The organism is Pseudomonas sp. TZ252, from assembly GCF_056110345.1.
In genome coordinates this window covers 5491784-5505873 of record NZ_CM148566.1, presented here as the reverse complement: position 1 = coordinate 5505873, position 14090 = coordinate 5491784, and the positions used below count along the sequence as shown (strand labels likewise).

The 14090-nt window shown below is 69.3% G+C and carries 11 protein-coding genes; 10 read left to right on the top strand and 1 reads right to left on the bottom strand.

Going from position 1 to position 14090, the window contains the following annotated elements; all coding sequences use genetic code 11:
• Nucleotides 1–2 precede the first annotated feature (2 nt).
• The 10 genes from ACYAF3_RS25420 to ACYAF3_RS25375 all read left to right on the top strand — a co-directional run bounded on the left by ACYAF3_RS25420 (nt 3) and on the right by ACYAF3_RS25375 (nt 13781).
• Nucleotides 3–1991 carry a GumC family protein gene (locus ACYAF3_RS25420; RefSeq protein ID WP_003113719.1) on the top strand — a complete coding sequence of 663 codons (1989 nt, stop codon included), beginning with the start codon at nt 3–5 and terminating at the stop codon, nt 1989–1991.
• On the top strand, nt 1991–3178 hold the full coding sequence (locus ACYAF3_RS25415) for a glycosyltransferase family 4 protein (RefSeq protein WP_003158941.1): 1188 nt from the start codon (nt 1991–1993) through the stop codon (nt 3176–3178). The genes ACYAF3_RS25420 and ACYAF3_RS25415 overlap by 1 nt, the downstream gene beginning before the upstream one ends.
• Complete coding sequence (locus ACYAF3_RS25410) at nt 3168–4493, top strand: glycoside hydrolase 5 family protein (RefSeq protein ID WP_073658275.1); 1326 nt, start codon at nt 3168–3170, stop codon at nt 4491–4493. Before ACYAF3_RS25415 ends, ACYAF3_RS25410 begins: the two co-directional genes overlap by 11 nt.
• An 8-nt stretch (nt 4494–4501) precedes the next feature.
• Nucleotides 4502–5710, top strand: coding sequence for a glycosyltransferase family 4 protein (locus ACYAF3_RS25405; RefSeq protein WP_003158940.1), 1209 nt, complete (start codon nt 4502–4504; stop codon nt 5708–5710).
• Nucleotides 5701–6804 carry a glycosyltransferase family 4 protein gene (locus ACYAF3_RS25400; protein ID WP_003120152.1) on the top strand — a complete coding sequence of 368 codons (1104 nt, stop codon included), beginning with the start codon at nt 5701–5703 and terminating at the stop codon, nt 6802–6804. Before ACYAF3_RS25405 ends, ACYAF3_RS25400 begins: the two co-directional genes overlap by 10 nt.
• Before the next feature lie 2 nt (nt 6805–6806).
• On the top strand, nt 6807–8243 hold the full coding sequence (locus ACYAF3_RS25395; protein WP_003089234.1) for a biofilm formation protein PslJ: 1437 nt from the start codon (nt 6807–6809) through the stop codon (nt 8241–8243).
• Between the two features lies 1 nt (nt 8244).
• Nucleotides 8245–9654 (top strand): lipid II flippase MurJ, encoded by a 1410-nt coding sequence (locus tag ACYAF3_RS25390; RefSeq protein WP_003122758.1) that lies wholly within the window; start codon nt 8245–8247, stop codon nt 9652–9654.
• Between the two features lie 82 nt (nt 9655–9736).
• Nucleotides 9737–10804 (top strand): acyltransferase family protein, encoded by a 1068-nt coding sequence (locus ACYAF3_RS25385; RefSeq protein ID WP_003089238.1) that lies wholly within the window; start codon nt 9737–9739, stop codon nt 10802–10804.
• A 186-nt stretch (nt 10805–10990) separates the two neighbouring features.
• Nucleotides 10991–12724 (top strand): FAD-dependent oxidoreductase, encoded by a 1734-nt coding sequence (locus ACYAF3_RS25380; RefSeq protein ID WP_023118487.1) that lies wholly within the window; start codon nt 10991–10993, stop codon nt 12722–12724.
• A gap of 55 nt (nt 12725–12779) precedes the next feature.
• A complete protein-coding gene (locus ACYAF3_RS25375) occupies nt 12780–13781 on the top strand; it encodes a DNA topoisomerase IB (protein WP_128669731.1) in 1002 nt (333 codons plus the stop codon).
• Here ACYAF3_RS25375 and ACYAF3_RS25370 read toward each other — a convergent pair whose 3' ends face one another.
• Nucleotides 13782–14075, bottom strand: coding sequence for an inner centromere protein (locus ACYAF3_RS25370; RefSeq protein ID WP_003113727.1), 294 nt, complete (start codon nt 14073–14075; stop codon nt 13782–13784).
• Between the last annotated feature and the right edge of the window lie 15 nt (nt 14076–14090).

Below are 14090 nucleotides of genomic sequence, written 5' to 3'. Positions count from 1 at the left end.
CCATGATAGAAATTCGTTCCTTGCGTGATCTGTTGCGCCTGCTGTTCATCTACCAGCGCGAGTTCAAGCTGGCGGCCCTCAGCGCGGTGGTGATCATCGTCCTCGGCGCCTTCCTGCTGCCGGCCAAGTACGAGTCCAACGCACGCCTGCTGGTCAAGCCGGGCCGTGACTCGACCCTGCCGATCGAGATCAGCAACCGCCAGGCGCTGGTGATGCCGAGCACCCAGCGCGACCCTATCGTCGACGAAGAACGCCTGCTCACCGGCCGGCCGATCGTCCGTCAGGTGGCCGAGCGCTACCTCGAGGTGCTGGCCAACCGGCCGCCGCCGGAGGGCCTGTGGAAGCGCACCAAGTTCTATGTGAAGAAGGCCATCGGCGCGGTGTTCGACGGGATTCGCGTGACCCTGGAAACCTTCGGCGTGATCGAGGAAACCACCGCGGTCGAGCGCCTGGCCAAGGACCTCGAGAAGAAATTCGAGGTCACCCATGCGGCCGGCTCGACGGTGATGGAGATCAGCTTCACCTGGAGCGAGCCGGAAGTCGCCCAGGAAGTGGTCAAGGCCTGGATCGAGATCTACATGGAAGAGCGCACCCAGGCGCTCGGCCGCAAGAGCCTGTACGCCTTCTACGAGGCGCAGACTGCCGACAGCGCGGCGCAGATCAAGAGCTACAAGGCGCAGATCCTCAAGCACCTCAACGAGATCGGCGCATCCAGCATCGAGGACCGCCTGCAGGACCTGTCCGAGCGGATCAACGTGCTGCGCGGCGAGCGTTTCAACTCGATCCGCCTGATCGCCTCCTCCGACAGCGCCCTGGAATCCACCCGCCAGCAACTCAAGGGGCTGCCCAGGGAGATCGTCACGGTGCGGCAGATCGCGCTGAACCCGGCGCAGCAGGACCTGCGCCGGCTGCTCAACCAGAAGCGCCTGGAACGCGCCGACATGATGCGCACCTACACCGACGACGCGCCGCCGGTGAAGGCCCTGGACGCCTCGATCCGTGCCCTGGAGAAGGAAGTCCAGGACGAAGGCGCCACCGTGCAGAGTTCCGAGGACCGCGCGCCGAACACCCTGACCACTCACCTGGAACGGGTCCTGCTGGACGAGACCAGCAACAACGCGGCCCTGCGCACCCAGCTCGCGGAGCAGGAAAAGCAGCTCGCCGAACTCGAGGCGCAACGGCGCGAAGCGCTGGACATCGAGCCGACCCTGGCGCGCCTGCAGCGCGAGCTGAACGCCACCGAGCGCAACTACGCGCTGTACGTCGACAGCCTGGAGAAATCGCGGATCGACCGTGAACTGGACAAGAGCCAGATCAGCAACATCTCGGTGATCGAGGAAGCCACCTACAACCCTGGGCGGATCTTCCCGAAAACCCTGCTGATGCTGTTCCTCGCCGTGCCCTTCGGCCTCGCCGTCGGCCTGCTGGTGGTCTATCTCTGCTACCTGCTCGACCAGCGCATCCACGACGGCGGCCTGGTCGAGGAGAAATTCGGCCTGCCGCTGTGGACCACCCTGCCGGAGCTGAGCAACAGCACCGCGGAGAGCAGCAACGCCTTCACCGCCAGCATCTACCGGCTGTACGGGCTGCTGCCCTACGCGCGCATCGAGGAAAAGGGCCTGACCCTGGGCCTGACCTCGGCGCGCCACGGTGAAGGCGTGACCTTCATCATCGAGCAACTGCGCCGCCTGCTGGAGGAAAACGGCGTGCGCGTGCGGATCGGCGGCGAACCGGCCCAGCCGGGTGAAGTGGTATTGCTCGACGCGCCGGCCCTGCTGGACAGCCGCGAGGCCTTCATCGCCCTGCGCCGCGCCGACCTGATCGCCCTGGTGGTAGAGGCGCAGAAGAGCACCGTGCCGGTGGTCGAGCATGCGCTGACCATCCTCACCACGGCGTTCGGCAAGGTCGACGGGATCATCATCAACCGGCGCCGCTTCGAGGTGCCGAGCAAGGTCCTGCAGACCATCGCCCGCTACCGGAGCGCGTTCTGATGCGGATCGCCCTCCTCGCGCCCCTGCCGCCGGAAAAGAATGGCATCGCCGACTACGCCAGTCATTTCCGCAACGCCCTGCAGGGTCTCGGCATCGAAGTAGCCACGCCGCTCGCCGGCGTGGCGGCCGACAGCGCGAATATCGCCAGCCGGCTGGACAGCGTCGACTGGAACGGCTTCGACCTGGTCCATGCCGAACTCGGCGGCGGCCGCCTGGGTGAGTTCATCGCCCTGCGCGAGCTGCGCAAGCGTTTCCCGCGCCTGCCGCTGAGCGCCACGGTGCACGATCCGGAGCGCATGGTCTGGCGCCGCGAGCGCCTGCCCTGGCCGCTGAACCTGCTGGAACGCCTGCCCTCTCCCCTGCCCCAGGCCGCCGTGGTGCTCGCCGACCCGCTGACCCTGCGCGAAGAGCGTGCCGTGGCCCAGGGCCTGACGCGCCTGGTGACCCTCACCGGCCTGGGCGGCGAGTGCCTGGCCCGGCGGATGCGCCTGCCGCCCGGGCGGGTCGAGGTGATCAACCACGGCAACCTGGAGATCGCCACGGTGCCGCTGCCGTCGCTGGACACCCTGCGCCTGCTGTACTTCGGATTCATCTATCGCGGCAAAGGCATCGAGGACCTGCTCGAGGCCCTCGCCGACCTGTTCGCCAGCGCGCCGGAGATGCGCCAGCGCGTGCGCCTGACCCTGGCCGGCGGCACCGCCGCGGAAATGGCCTTCGGCGCCGGCGGCAACTACCTCGACCAGTTGAAGGCACAGATCGCCGAGCTTGGCCTGGCCGACGCCATCGACTGGAACCTGAACCTGGCCGCCGCGGACATCCCGCGTACCATCCAGGCCCACCACGTGATGGTCCTGCCGTACCGCGAGTCGAAGAAACTCGGTCTGCTCGGCCAGCAGCGCGGCACCAGCGGCGCCCTGTCCTGGGCGGCAGCCTGCGGGCGCGGCGCGATCACCTCGGACGCTCGCGCCTTCGCCGAGGAAGTCGCCAGCGGCAACGGCGCCATCTACCCTCAGGGAGACGTGGCAGCCCTCTCCGAACAGTTGTTGAACCTCGCTCGCGAACCCCGCCTGGCACAGGCCTGGGCCGAGCGCGCCGGAGCGATCGGCCATGCGCGGACCTGGCCGCGCACCGCGCTGCGCTTCCAGGCACTGTTCAACGACATGGTGGGAACCGTTCATGGCACGTAAGGGACTCTATCTGGGCGGCAGCGCGCTGCTCGCCGTGGTACTGCTGCTGGTGTTCTGGGGGCGTCCCGCCGACGCCGAGATCCAGGTACTGAAGGCGCCTCGCGCGGTGGTCTGGAAAGACTTCCTCGGGGTCAACGCGCAGTTCCTCTGGTTCAGCCCGGAGCGTTACAACAAGCAGATCGACCGCCTGCAGGACCTGGGGCTGGAGTGGGTGCGCCTGGACCTGCACTGGGACCGCCTGGAAACCGCCGAGGACCAGTACCAGCTGGCCTCCCTCGACCAGTTGGTCAAGGATCTCGAGGCGCGCCAGCTGAAGTCGGTGTTCTACCTGGTCGGCTCGGCCCGCTTCATCACCACCGCGCCGTTCTACTCGCCCTTCCAGGACCAGTATCCGCCGCGCGACCCGGAAGTCTTCGCCCGGCGCATGGCGATGCTCTCGCAGCGCTACCCGAGCGTGGCCGCCTGGCAGGTATGGAACGAGCCCAACCTGATCGGCTTCTGGCGGCCCAAGGCCGATCCGGAAGGCTACGCCAAGCTGCTCCAGGCCAGCACCATCGCCCTGCGCATGGTCGACCCGGAGAAGCCGGTGGTTTCCGCCGGCATGGCCTTCTTCAGCGAGATGCCCGACGGCCGCACCATGTTCGACGCCCTCGGCCACCTGGGCGTGGAGAGCCTCGGCACCATCGCCACCTACCACCCCTATACCCAGTTGCCGGAAGGCAACTACCCGTGGAACCTGGACTTCGTCTCCCACGCCAACCAGATCAACCGCGCCCTGCGCAACGCCGGCGTGCCGGCGATCTGGAGCACCGAGTGGGGCTGGTCGGCCTACAAGGGGCCGAAGGAGTTGCAGGACATCATTGGCGTCGAAGGCCAGGCCGACTACGTGCTGCGTCGCCTGGCGCTGATGAGTGCGCTGGACTACGACCGGATCTTCCTCTTCACCCTCAGCGATCTCGACCAGCGCGCCAGCGTGCGCGACCGCGACTACGGCCTGCTCGACCTGGACGCCAACCCCAAGCCGGTCTACCTGGCCCTGCAACGCTTCCTCAAGGTCACCGGGCCGAAGCTGCGCCCGGCCGACCCGCCGGTCACCGAGGACCTGCCCGACGGTTCCTTCAGCATCGGCTGGACCCGCGAGGACGGTCGCAAGGTCTGGCTGTTCTGGTCGGCCCGCGGCGGCAACGTGCGCCTGCCGAAGCTCAAAGAGGCCACCCTGCACGATCCGCTCAGCGGCAAGGTCACGCCCTTGAGCGGCAGCGACGGCCTGGAAGTCCCGGTGAAGTCCAGTCTGCAGATGCTGGTCTGGGAGTGAAGCCACCCATGCGTATTCTCTGGATCCTGCCCTACTCGCCCTGGCCCACCACCAGCGGCGGCAAGACCCGCCAGTACCACCTGCTGCGCAGCCTCGCGGCACGCGGCCACCGGATCACCGTGCTGCTGCACAGCAAGCAGCCGGTGAGCGCCGAGGACCGCCAGGCCCTGGAGCCCTTCCTCGAACGCCTGGTCGTGCTGCCGCGCCGACCGCTGCGCAGCCTCTCCACGCTGCTCGCCGCGCTGTTCGCGCCCTACCCGCTGCTGGCCAGCGTCAACGGCCTGTCGGCGGAGCTGCAACGCACCGCCACGGAGTTGCTGCGCGAGCCCTGGGACGTGGTCCAGGTCGAGCACAGCTATAGCTTCCAGCCCTACGAGCGACCGCTGCGCGACGCCGGCCAGCCGTTCGTGCTCACCGAGCACAACGTCGAGTCGTCCCTCGGTGCCGCCACCTACGACCGCCTGCCGGGCTGGGCGCTGCCCTTCGTGCGCTACGACCAGTGGCGTTACCGCCGCTGGGAACGCCGGGTGATGAGCCAGGCGGCAGCGGTCGTCGCCGTGACCGAGAAAGATGCGCGGCAGCTCGGCGCGATGCTCGGGCGCCCGGTGCCAGTGGTGGTCAACGGGGTCGACTGCGAGCACTTCGCCGCCGCCCGGCCGACGCCCGAAGCGCAGCGCGTGCTGTTCCTCGGCAACTACGAATACGCACCGAACGTCGATGCCGTGGAATGGATGCTCGACGAGATCCTGCCGCGGGTCTGGGCACACTGCCCCGAGGCGCGCATGAGCGTCTGCGGCTATGCGCTGCCGGCGGAGTGGGCGCAACGCTGGAGCGATCCGCGCATCGAATGGCAAGGCTTCGTTCCCGACCTGCTGCAACTGCAATCGAGCAGTTCGGTGTTCCTCGCCGCGCTGCGCCATGGCGGCGGTTCGAAGCTGAAGGTGCTCGAGGCCCTGGCCGCCGGGCTGCCGCTGGCGAGTACCGCGCAGGGCGTTTCCGGCCTGGAACTGCGGGACGGCGAGGACTACCTCGGCGGCGAATCCGCCGAGCAGCTCGCCAACGCCGTGGTGCGCCTGTTGCAGGACCCGGCGCAGGCCCGCGCGCTGGGCGAGAACGGCCGCGCCTACGTACGTCGCGCACACGACTGGAGCGTCGCCGCCAGCCAACTGGAACAGGTCTACGCCGGCCTCGCCGAAGGAGCGCCGGCATGCGCATAGGACTCGACTACCGCACCGTCGGCAGCTCGCCGCACTCGGGCATCAGCCGCCAGGTCTATGCCATGGAGCAGGCCCTGGAAAGCCTGCCCGGCACGCAGGTGACCCGCTTCACCGTGGCCCCTCTCGACGACCCGCTGCGCCAGCGGGCGGTCTGCCCGCCGTGGGGCTGCCCGCGCACCGCGATGCACCAGCCGCACCAGCGCCTGCGCTTCGAAGCCGGGTTCCTCCCACGCGCCTTGCGCGAACAGGACATCGACCTGTACATCAGCACCTTCAACATGGGCCTGCCGCTACCGCCGCGTCCGCCGGGCGTGCGCTATGCGCTGCTGATCCACGATCTGTTCCAGATCACCCTGAAGAACTACCACGCCAACCGCCTCAAGGCACTGGTCTATCGGATCAGCGACTACCTGTCGATCGCCTATGCGCTGCGTGTCGCCGACCGTGTCTGGACCCCTTCGCAGTACAGCGCCGACGAGGCTGTGCGGCTGTTTCCCGGGGTCGCCGGGAAAGTCCGGGTGCTGCCCAACCAGGTCGACGGCTTCGCCGGCGAACCCGCCGACCTCTCGGCACGCGGCCTGCCGCCACGCTACTGGCTGCTGGTGGGTACCCGCGAACTGCGCAAGAACGTGCCCTGGTTCGTCAGCGCCTGGGCCCGGGCGCGCGCCCAGGCGCCCGGCGTGCCGCCGCTGGTGCTGGTCGGCAGCCTCGACCACCTGCCCGAGGAACAACGCGGCTTGCCCGGCCTGCACGCGCTCGGCGGGCTCGACGACGCCGAACTGCACGCGCTGTACCGCCAGGCCGAGCGGCTCTGGCAACCGTCCTACGCGGAAGGCTTCGGCCTGCCGGTGGTCGAGGCGCTGAGCGTCGGCACGCCGGTGGCGGTGGCCAGCGGCACCTCGCTGGACGAAGTCACCCCGCCGTCGGCGCCGCGCTTCTCGCCCAGCGACGGCGCCGCCCTGGAACGCCTGATGCTGCGCCTGGCCGATGCGCCGCGCGAAGCCTCGGCGGAAGAACTCATCGCCTGGGCCGCGCGCTTCAACCGCGAAGCCTACCGGCAACGGCTGGCCGCACTGATCGAGGAACTGAGTTGAGAATGTCGTTGGGAAACCTCGTCGCTGTCGTCTTCGGCCTGGCCTTCGGCGGAGCGCTGCTGATGCTCAGCCCGGCCAAGGCCGGCGCCGCCATGGTCGGCCTGGCGGCCGCGGTCACCATCCTGCGCTTCCCGTTCTGGGGGTTGCTGCTGTTCGCCCTGGTGGCGACCTTCATGCCCTACTCCACGGTCAACGTGGGGATCCGTTCGACGGTCAGCGAAGCGATCCTCGCCCTGACCTGGGGCGCGGTGCTCTGGCACATCTTCCTCTCGCGCCTGCCGCCGGCGCCGGCGCTGCGCTACCGCTCCACCGAGCGCATGCTGCTGTGGCTGATGCTGTTCACCGTGCTGCCGTTCGTGGTCGGCCAGGTCAGCATCAAGGCCGAGGCCAGCGGCCTGTCGAACTGGCTGCGCTGGCTGCTCAACCTGTCCATCGTGTTCCTCGCCGGACGCCTGCTGGTGGAGCGCAAGAACCGCGAGACACTGGTCATCGCCCTGCTGCTGGGCACCCTGGCGATGCTGCTGATGTCCATCGCGGTGTTCATCCGCTACCGCTCGGCGTCGGGGATGGCGCCGATCCTGGCGATGTTCAACTACGCCAACCTGGACACCCTCAAGTTCGGCCTGGAGGCGCTTTCCTCGCGGATGGGCTCGCCATGGATGCACCCCAACGCCACCGGCGGGATCATGGCCCTGCTGCTGCCCCTGGCGTTCTGCTACGGGGTCGCCAACCAGGGCTGGCGGCGCGGCCTGGGCCTCGCCGTGGCGGTCCTCGGCGCCGCCGCGATCCTCCTCGCCAGTTCCCGCGGGGCGATGCTCAGCCTGGCGGTGGTGCTGTTCTGGATGTCCCTGCGCAAGGTGCCCTACACCGGCCGCCTGCTGTTGCTCGGGGTCGGCCTGGTGGTGGTCCTGGTGCTCAGCTACCCGCCGTTGCAGGAACGCCTGGCGACCATCTTCTCGCCGCAGAACGCCAGTACCGAGGTGCGCTTCGACGAATACCGGATGTTCCCCAAGGCCGTCGCCCGCTATCCGCTGGGAATCGGCTTCAAGGTCGACCCGCCGGTGCCGGGTACCGACCTCCTGGGCATCTCCAACCTGTGGCTGAACTTCATGTACAAGGTCGGCCTCGGCGGCATGCTGCTGTTCATCGCGGTGACCTGGCGCTGGTGGCGCGAAGCCCGTCCGGAGAAAGGCCCGATCCGCCTGACCCGCGACAACGCGATCTGGCTGGGCAGTACGGGCGGCATCCTGGCGGCGCTGGTCAGCGGCCTGTTCGACCACTACTTCAGCTTCGCCGTGGTGATGATCGGCCTGTTCTGGCTGCTGGTCGGGATCAACCTGCTGGAAGCCCGCCGGCTGTTCCCGGAACGCCAGCCGCAACCGCGGGCGGTGGGTTATCGCAAGCTCAAGCGACAGCTCGAGCGCGGGGCCGAGGCCTGAGATGCTCGGCTCCGCCTTCTGGCTGACCCTGGCCACCCTGCTCGGCCTGTGCCTGGGCTTCGCCCGCGAATGGCTGCTGGTGGCCTCCTGGGGCGCCGGCGAGCGCAGCGACGCCTTCCTCATCGCCCTGTTCCTGCCCGAGGCCCTGCGCATGTCGCTGGCCGGCGGCGTGCTCAGCGCGGCGGCCCTGCCACTGTTCCTCGAACGCCAGGGCGAACGTCGCCTCGACTGGCTGGCGGCAATCCTCCCGGCGCTGCTCGGTATCGCCGTGGCGCTCAGCCTCCTGCTGCTGGCGGCGGCGCCCTGGCTGGTGCGCTTGCTCGGCCCGGGCCTGGCCGAGACGGCCAGCGCCCAGGCCGCGGCCAACTTGCGGGTCCTCGCCTGGTGCGTGCCGGGGCTGATGCTCCATGCGCTATTCAGCATCCCCCTGCAGGCCGCCGAGCGCTTCGTCCTGGCCGGGCTCGGCTCGCTGCTGTTCAACCTGCCGCCGGTGCTCTACCTGGCCTTGCACGGCCAGGCCAGCCAACCCGAACAACTGGCCCTGGCCTGCCTGCTCGGCAGCCTGCTGATGCCGCTGGTGCTGCTGCCTTCGCTATGGATCGAGGGCTGGCGGCCCTGGCACTGGCGCCTGTCCGGCACCGAACTGGGCGAGCTTGGCGGGCGCATCGCTCCGCTGTTGCTGAGCAACGCCGCCAGCCAGGGCCTGGCGCTGGTCGAGCGGCTGGTGGCCTCGCTGCTCGGCGAAGGCGCGGTGACCTGGGTCAACCTGGCGCGCAAGCTGATGAACCTGCCGCTGATCGCCCTGATGAGCCTCAACCAGGTGTTGCTCGGCATGATGAGCCGACGCCAGGGTGGCGAGCGCCTGGCCCTGCTTCGCCGCGGCCTGGAGACCGCCAGCCTGCTGACCCTGCCGGCCGGGGTCGGGCTGGTCGCTGCCGCACCCGGCCTGGTGGCCCTGTTGCTGCCGCGGCAGACCGCCGGCTCGCCGTTGCCGGCGCTGCTGGCCTGGTTCGCCGTGCCACTGGTGTTCGGCGCCTGGAATGCCTTGCTGGCGCGTTACGCCTACGCCGCCGGCGATACTCGCCTGCCGCTGCGCTGCGAGCTGCTCGGCAGCGCGCTGAACGCCGCGCTGCTGGCGGTCCTGCCGTTGATTTTCGGACTGCCGGGGATTCCCCTCGCGGCCCTTGGCGGGGTGCTCTGCACCGCGCTGCTGCTGATGCGTCGCCAGGCCCTGCTCGGCGCCCTGCCCTGGGCCCGGCTGTGGCTACTGAACGCCCTGGCCATGGCGCTCGCCGCCGGCCTGCTGTTCCGCATCGACGGTATCTGGCTGCAATTGGGCCTGGGCACCGTCGCCGGCTGCCTGGCGCTGCTCGGCATGGCGCTCTGGCTGCGGCCCTGGCGCACCGATTGACCCATGGCTCCGGGTAGGGAGCCTGGCCCTGGGGGCCTTCGAACAACCACTGTGAGTTAGCGCGTCAAGCGGGAGTTGCAAAGTGAAAAAACGCTGGATTCAGATGGATGTGACCCGCGGCGTGGGCATCCTGATCATCGTCTTCGGGCACAGCTGGTTCGTCGCCAGTTCGCCGACCGTGCTCTATCCGTTGCTCTCTCCGTTCATCCTGCCACTGTTCTTCTTCATTTCCGGGGTGTTCTTCAGGACCGAGCAACCCTTCGGCGAGATGGCCCTGCGCAAGGCCGACGCCCTCCTCAAGCCGTTCTTCGTGACCATGCTCGGCTACGTCATCCTCCGCGACCTGCTGCGCGGCCAGCCGCTGCTGCCGGACATCGGCGGAGTGCTGTACGCCTCGGTCGACACCCTGCCCTGGCAGGCGCTCTGGTACCTGCCGCACTTCTGGGTAGCGACTCTGTTCGCCTGGTTCATGCTGCGCGTCATCCAGCGTCTCGGCCTGTCCCTCGCCGCCAGTTGCGTGCTGCTGGCCGTGCAACTGGGCCTGGGCATCCTGTTCCTCAAGACGTTCTGGCAGATCCCGGTGGAGTTCGGCGGCGAACAGTACCTGCTGCCAGGCCTGCCGTTCAGCCTGGACATCACCCTGATCAGCAGCGCCCACTTCATGTTCGGCTATGTCCTGCGCGACGTCCTGCGTCGCCACCAGAGTTCGTTGCTGACCCTGTGCATCGCCCTTGCCGTGACCACTGCCAGCTTCCTCTACTACCCGACGGTGGTGGACATGGCGCAGCGCCGCTACGACCACTGGTTCTGGGCCACCGTCCAGGCAGTGAGCGGCGTCTACCTGTGCTGGGCGCTGTCCGGGCTGATGATGAAGATCGACTGGCTGGGCAAGGCGATGACCTACATCGGCCAGTCGACCCTGATCCTGCTGATCTTCCACGGCGAGATCCAGCACAAGACCTTCAACCTGCTGGTCCACCTGGGCCTGTCGGAACCGGCCGCTGCCAGCGTCGCCCTGGTGATCTCGGTGATCGTCTCGCTGCTGATCGGCGAAGTGATCAAGCGCGTCGCGCTGCTGCGCGCCCTCTACTTCCCCTTCCCGGTGCGCAAGAAGGCCGCCGCGGTCCAGGGCGGCGGCGAAGCGCGCTGACGCCCTCGGCCCGGTGCGCCTGCGCCGGGCCTTTCCCCTCCCGTCTCCCTTTTCCCTAACGGGCGGCCGACCTCGCTTCGACCTGGCCGATGATCGCCCGCTCCTTTCGCTGAGCGGGTTGGTACGCGGGCATTGCCTCCCTAGAATATGGAACATCGTTCCGAAATCTTGAAAAAGGGAGAAGCCATGACCTCTGCGGCCGTCGAGACCACCCCGCTAACCTGTGACGTGCTGGTCGTCGGCTCCGGCGCCGCCGGGCTGGCGGCGGCGGTGACCGCGGCCTGGCACGGGCGCCGGGTAGTCCTGGTGGAGAAGGACCCGGTGTTCGGCGGCGCCAGCGCCTGGTCCGGCGGCTGGGCCTGGTTGCCGCGCAACCCGCTGGCGCGTCGCGCCGGTATCGAGGAGGACATCGAGCAACCGCGTACCTACCTGCGCCACGAACTGGGCGAGCGTTACGACGCCGCGCGGATCGACGCCTTCCTCGAAGCCTGCCCGCACATGGTGGCCTTCTTCGAGCGCCACACCCACCTGCGGTTCGTCGACGGCAACGGCATCCCGGACATGCATGGCGACACGCCGGGCGCCGCCGAGGGCGGCCACCAGTTGGTCGCCGCGCCCTATGACGCACGGCAACTGGGCCCGCTGCTGCCGCGCCTGCGCAAGACCCTGCGGGAGACCTCGTTCATGGGCATGCCGATCATGGCCGGCGCCGACCTCGCCGCCTTCCTCGACCTGACCCGCTCGCTGCCGGCCTTCCTGCATGTCGCCCGGCGCTTTTCCAGCCACCTCTGGCACCTGCTGCGCTACGGTCGCGCCATGCACCTGGTCAATGGCGTGGCCCTGGTAGCGCGCCTGGCCAAGTCCGCCGAAGCCCTGGGTGTGCGCCTGATCGAATCGGCGCCAGCCCGCGAATTGCTGCTGCGTGACGGCAAGGTGGTCGGCGCGCTGGTCGAGAGCGCCGAAGGACTCCTGCGCATCGAGGCAGGCGCCGTGGTCCTGGCCTGCGGCGGCTTTCCCCATGATCCGCAGCGCCGCGCCGAGCTGGCCCCCACCCTGGACACCCTGCTGCCGCTGCCGCCGCCGGGCTGCAACGGCGACGGCTTGCGCCTGGGGGAAAGCGCCGGCGGCCGGGTGGCCGACGACCTGCGCTCGCCGATCGCCTGGGCGCCGGTCTCGCGAGTTCCCCACGGCGATGGCGAGGCCGGGCACTTCCCGCACATCATCGAGCGCGGCAAGCCCGGGCTGATCGGCGTGCTGGCCAACGGCAGGCGCTTCGTCAATGAGGCGCACGGTTACCACGACTATGTCGCCGCCCTGCTCGAGGCCACCCCGCCCGGGCAGCCGGCACGCTCCTGGCTGGTCTGCGACCGGCGCTTCCTGCGTCGCTACGGCCTCGGCTACGTGCGTCCGGCGCCGCTGCCGATCGCCGCGCACCTGCGCAGCGGCTATCTCAAGCGCGGGACCAGCCTGGATCAGTTGGCAAGGAGCTGCGGCATCGACCCGTCCGGCCTGGCCGCCACCGTCGCCGAATACAACCGCCACGCCCGCGAGGGCCGCGACCCAGAGTTCGGCCGCGGCGGCACGGCATTCAACCGCAAGCAGGGCGACCCGGCGTATCCGGGGCCGAATCCCTGCGTCGCCCCCATCGAACGCGGACCGTACTACGCGGTGCAGGTCGAGCCCGGCTGCTTCGGCACCTTCGCCGGGCTGAAGACCGACGCCCAGGCCCGCGTGCTGGACGGCGGCGGCCAGCCGATCCCCGGCCTGTACGCGGCGGGCGCGGACATGGCGAGCCTGTTCGCCGGCCACTATCCCTCCGGCGGCATCAACCTGGGGCCGGCGCTGACCTTCGGCTACATCGCCGGCCGCCATATCGCCGGCGCCCTCGGCTACGAGCAGGAGCAAGCGCAGCGCGGTTGAACGTTCCAGCGGGCGCAGCGGCCTAAACAGGCAAGCTTTCCTTCGGAACCCAAGCATGAGCGCAGCGCCACCGGATATCCCCGCCCTGCCCGCCGGCCTCTGCTACGTCGACGACCGCCAGCCGGGCATCCGTCGACGCCGGCAGGGCAAGCGCTTCGTCTATTTCGATGCCGACGGCCAGCGCATCGGCGACGCCGAGGAGATCCGCCGGCTGGACAAGCTGGCCATTCCGCCGGCCTATCGCGAGGTCTGGATCTGTCCCGACCCCAACGGCCATCTCCAGGCCACCGGCCGCGACGCCCGTGGGCGCAAGCAGTACCGTTACCACCCGCGCTGGCGCGAGGTACGCGATGCCGACAAGTACGAGCGCCTGCTGCGCTTCGGCCAGGCGCTGCCGCGGCTGCGCCGGCACATCGACGCCCAGTTGCGCCTGCCCGGCCTCGGTCGCGACAAGGTGGTGGCCCTGGCGGTTGCGCTGCTCGACGCCACCCTGATCCGCGTCGGCAACCACCGCTACGCCCGCGACAACCGCTCCTACGGCCTGACCACCCTGCGTACCCGGCACGTGGACGTGAACGGCAGTCGCATCCGGTTCCGCTTCAAGGGCAAGAGCGGCATCGAGCATGACGTCAGCCTGGAGCATCCGCGCCTGGCGCGGGTGCTGCGGCGCTGCCTGGAATTGCCCGGCCAGGACCTGTTGCAGTACCTGGACGAGGAGGGCCAGCCGCACCGCATCGGCTCCCACGACATCAATGAGTACCTGCGCCGGCATACCGGCGAGGATTTCAGCGCCAAGGACTACCGTACCTGGGCCGGCAGCGCGCTGGCGCTGGAGCGCCTGCGGCGTGCCGAAGCCGACGGGCTTGGCGCGGTGGTGGCGGAGGTCGCCGCCGAATTGGGCAACAGCGTGGCGATCTGCCGGCAATGCTACATCCACCCGGCGATCATCGAGGCCTACCAGGCCGGGCAACTGGGCCAGCTCAGGCGCGCCCGCAAGCGCCGCTGGCTGAGTGCCGAGGAAGCGACCCTGCTGGCCTTCCTCGACACGCCCGGCTGATCAGTTGCCCGGGTGCGGATCGATGCCGTGCCGGCGCAGCAGGCCGAGCAGGCGGCCAATCTCGGTCTGGCAGGCTTCCAATTCCTTGCGCAGGGTGTGTTCGCGGCGCTGCTGCTCCAGCTTCACGCGTTCGAGTTCGGCGCGCGCCTCACGGCGGATCTGCCGCTCGCGCTCCTTGTCGGAATGCTCGGCGCCGAGGGCCTCTTCGGCCTTGCGCGCGCGGTATTCGCGCATCCGCTGGGCGGCCGACTTGGCCTTGCCGCTCGGCTTGGGCCCGGGTTTGCTGGCTTTCATGAACGCCTCCATCTG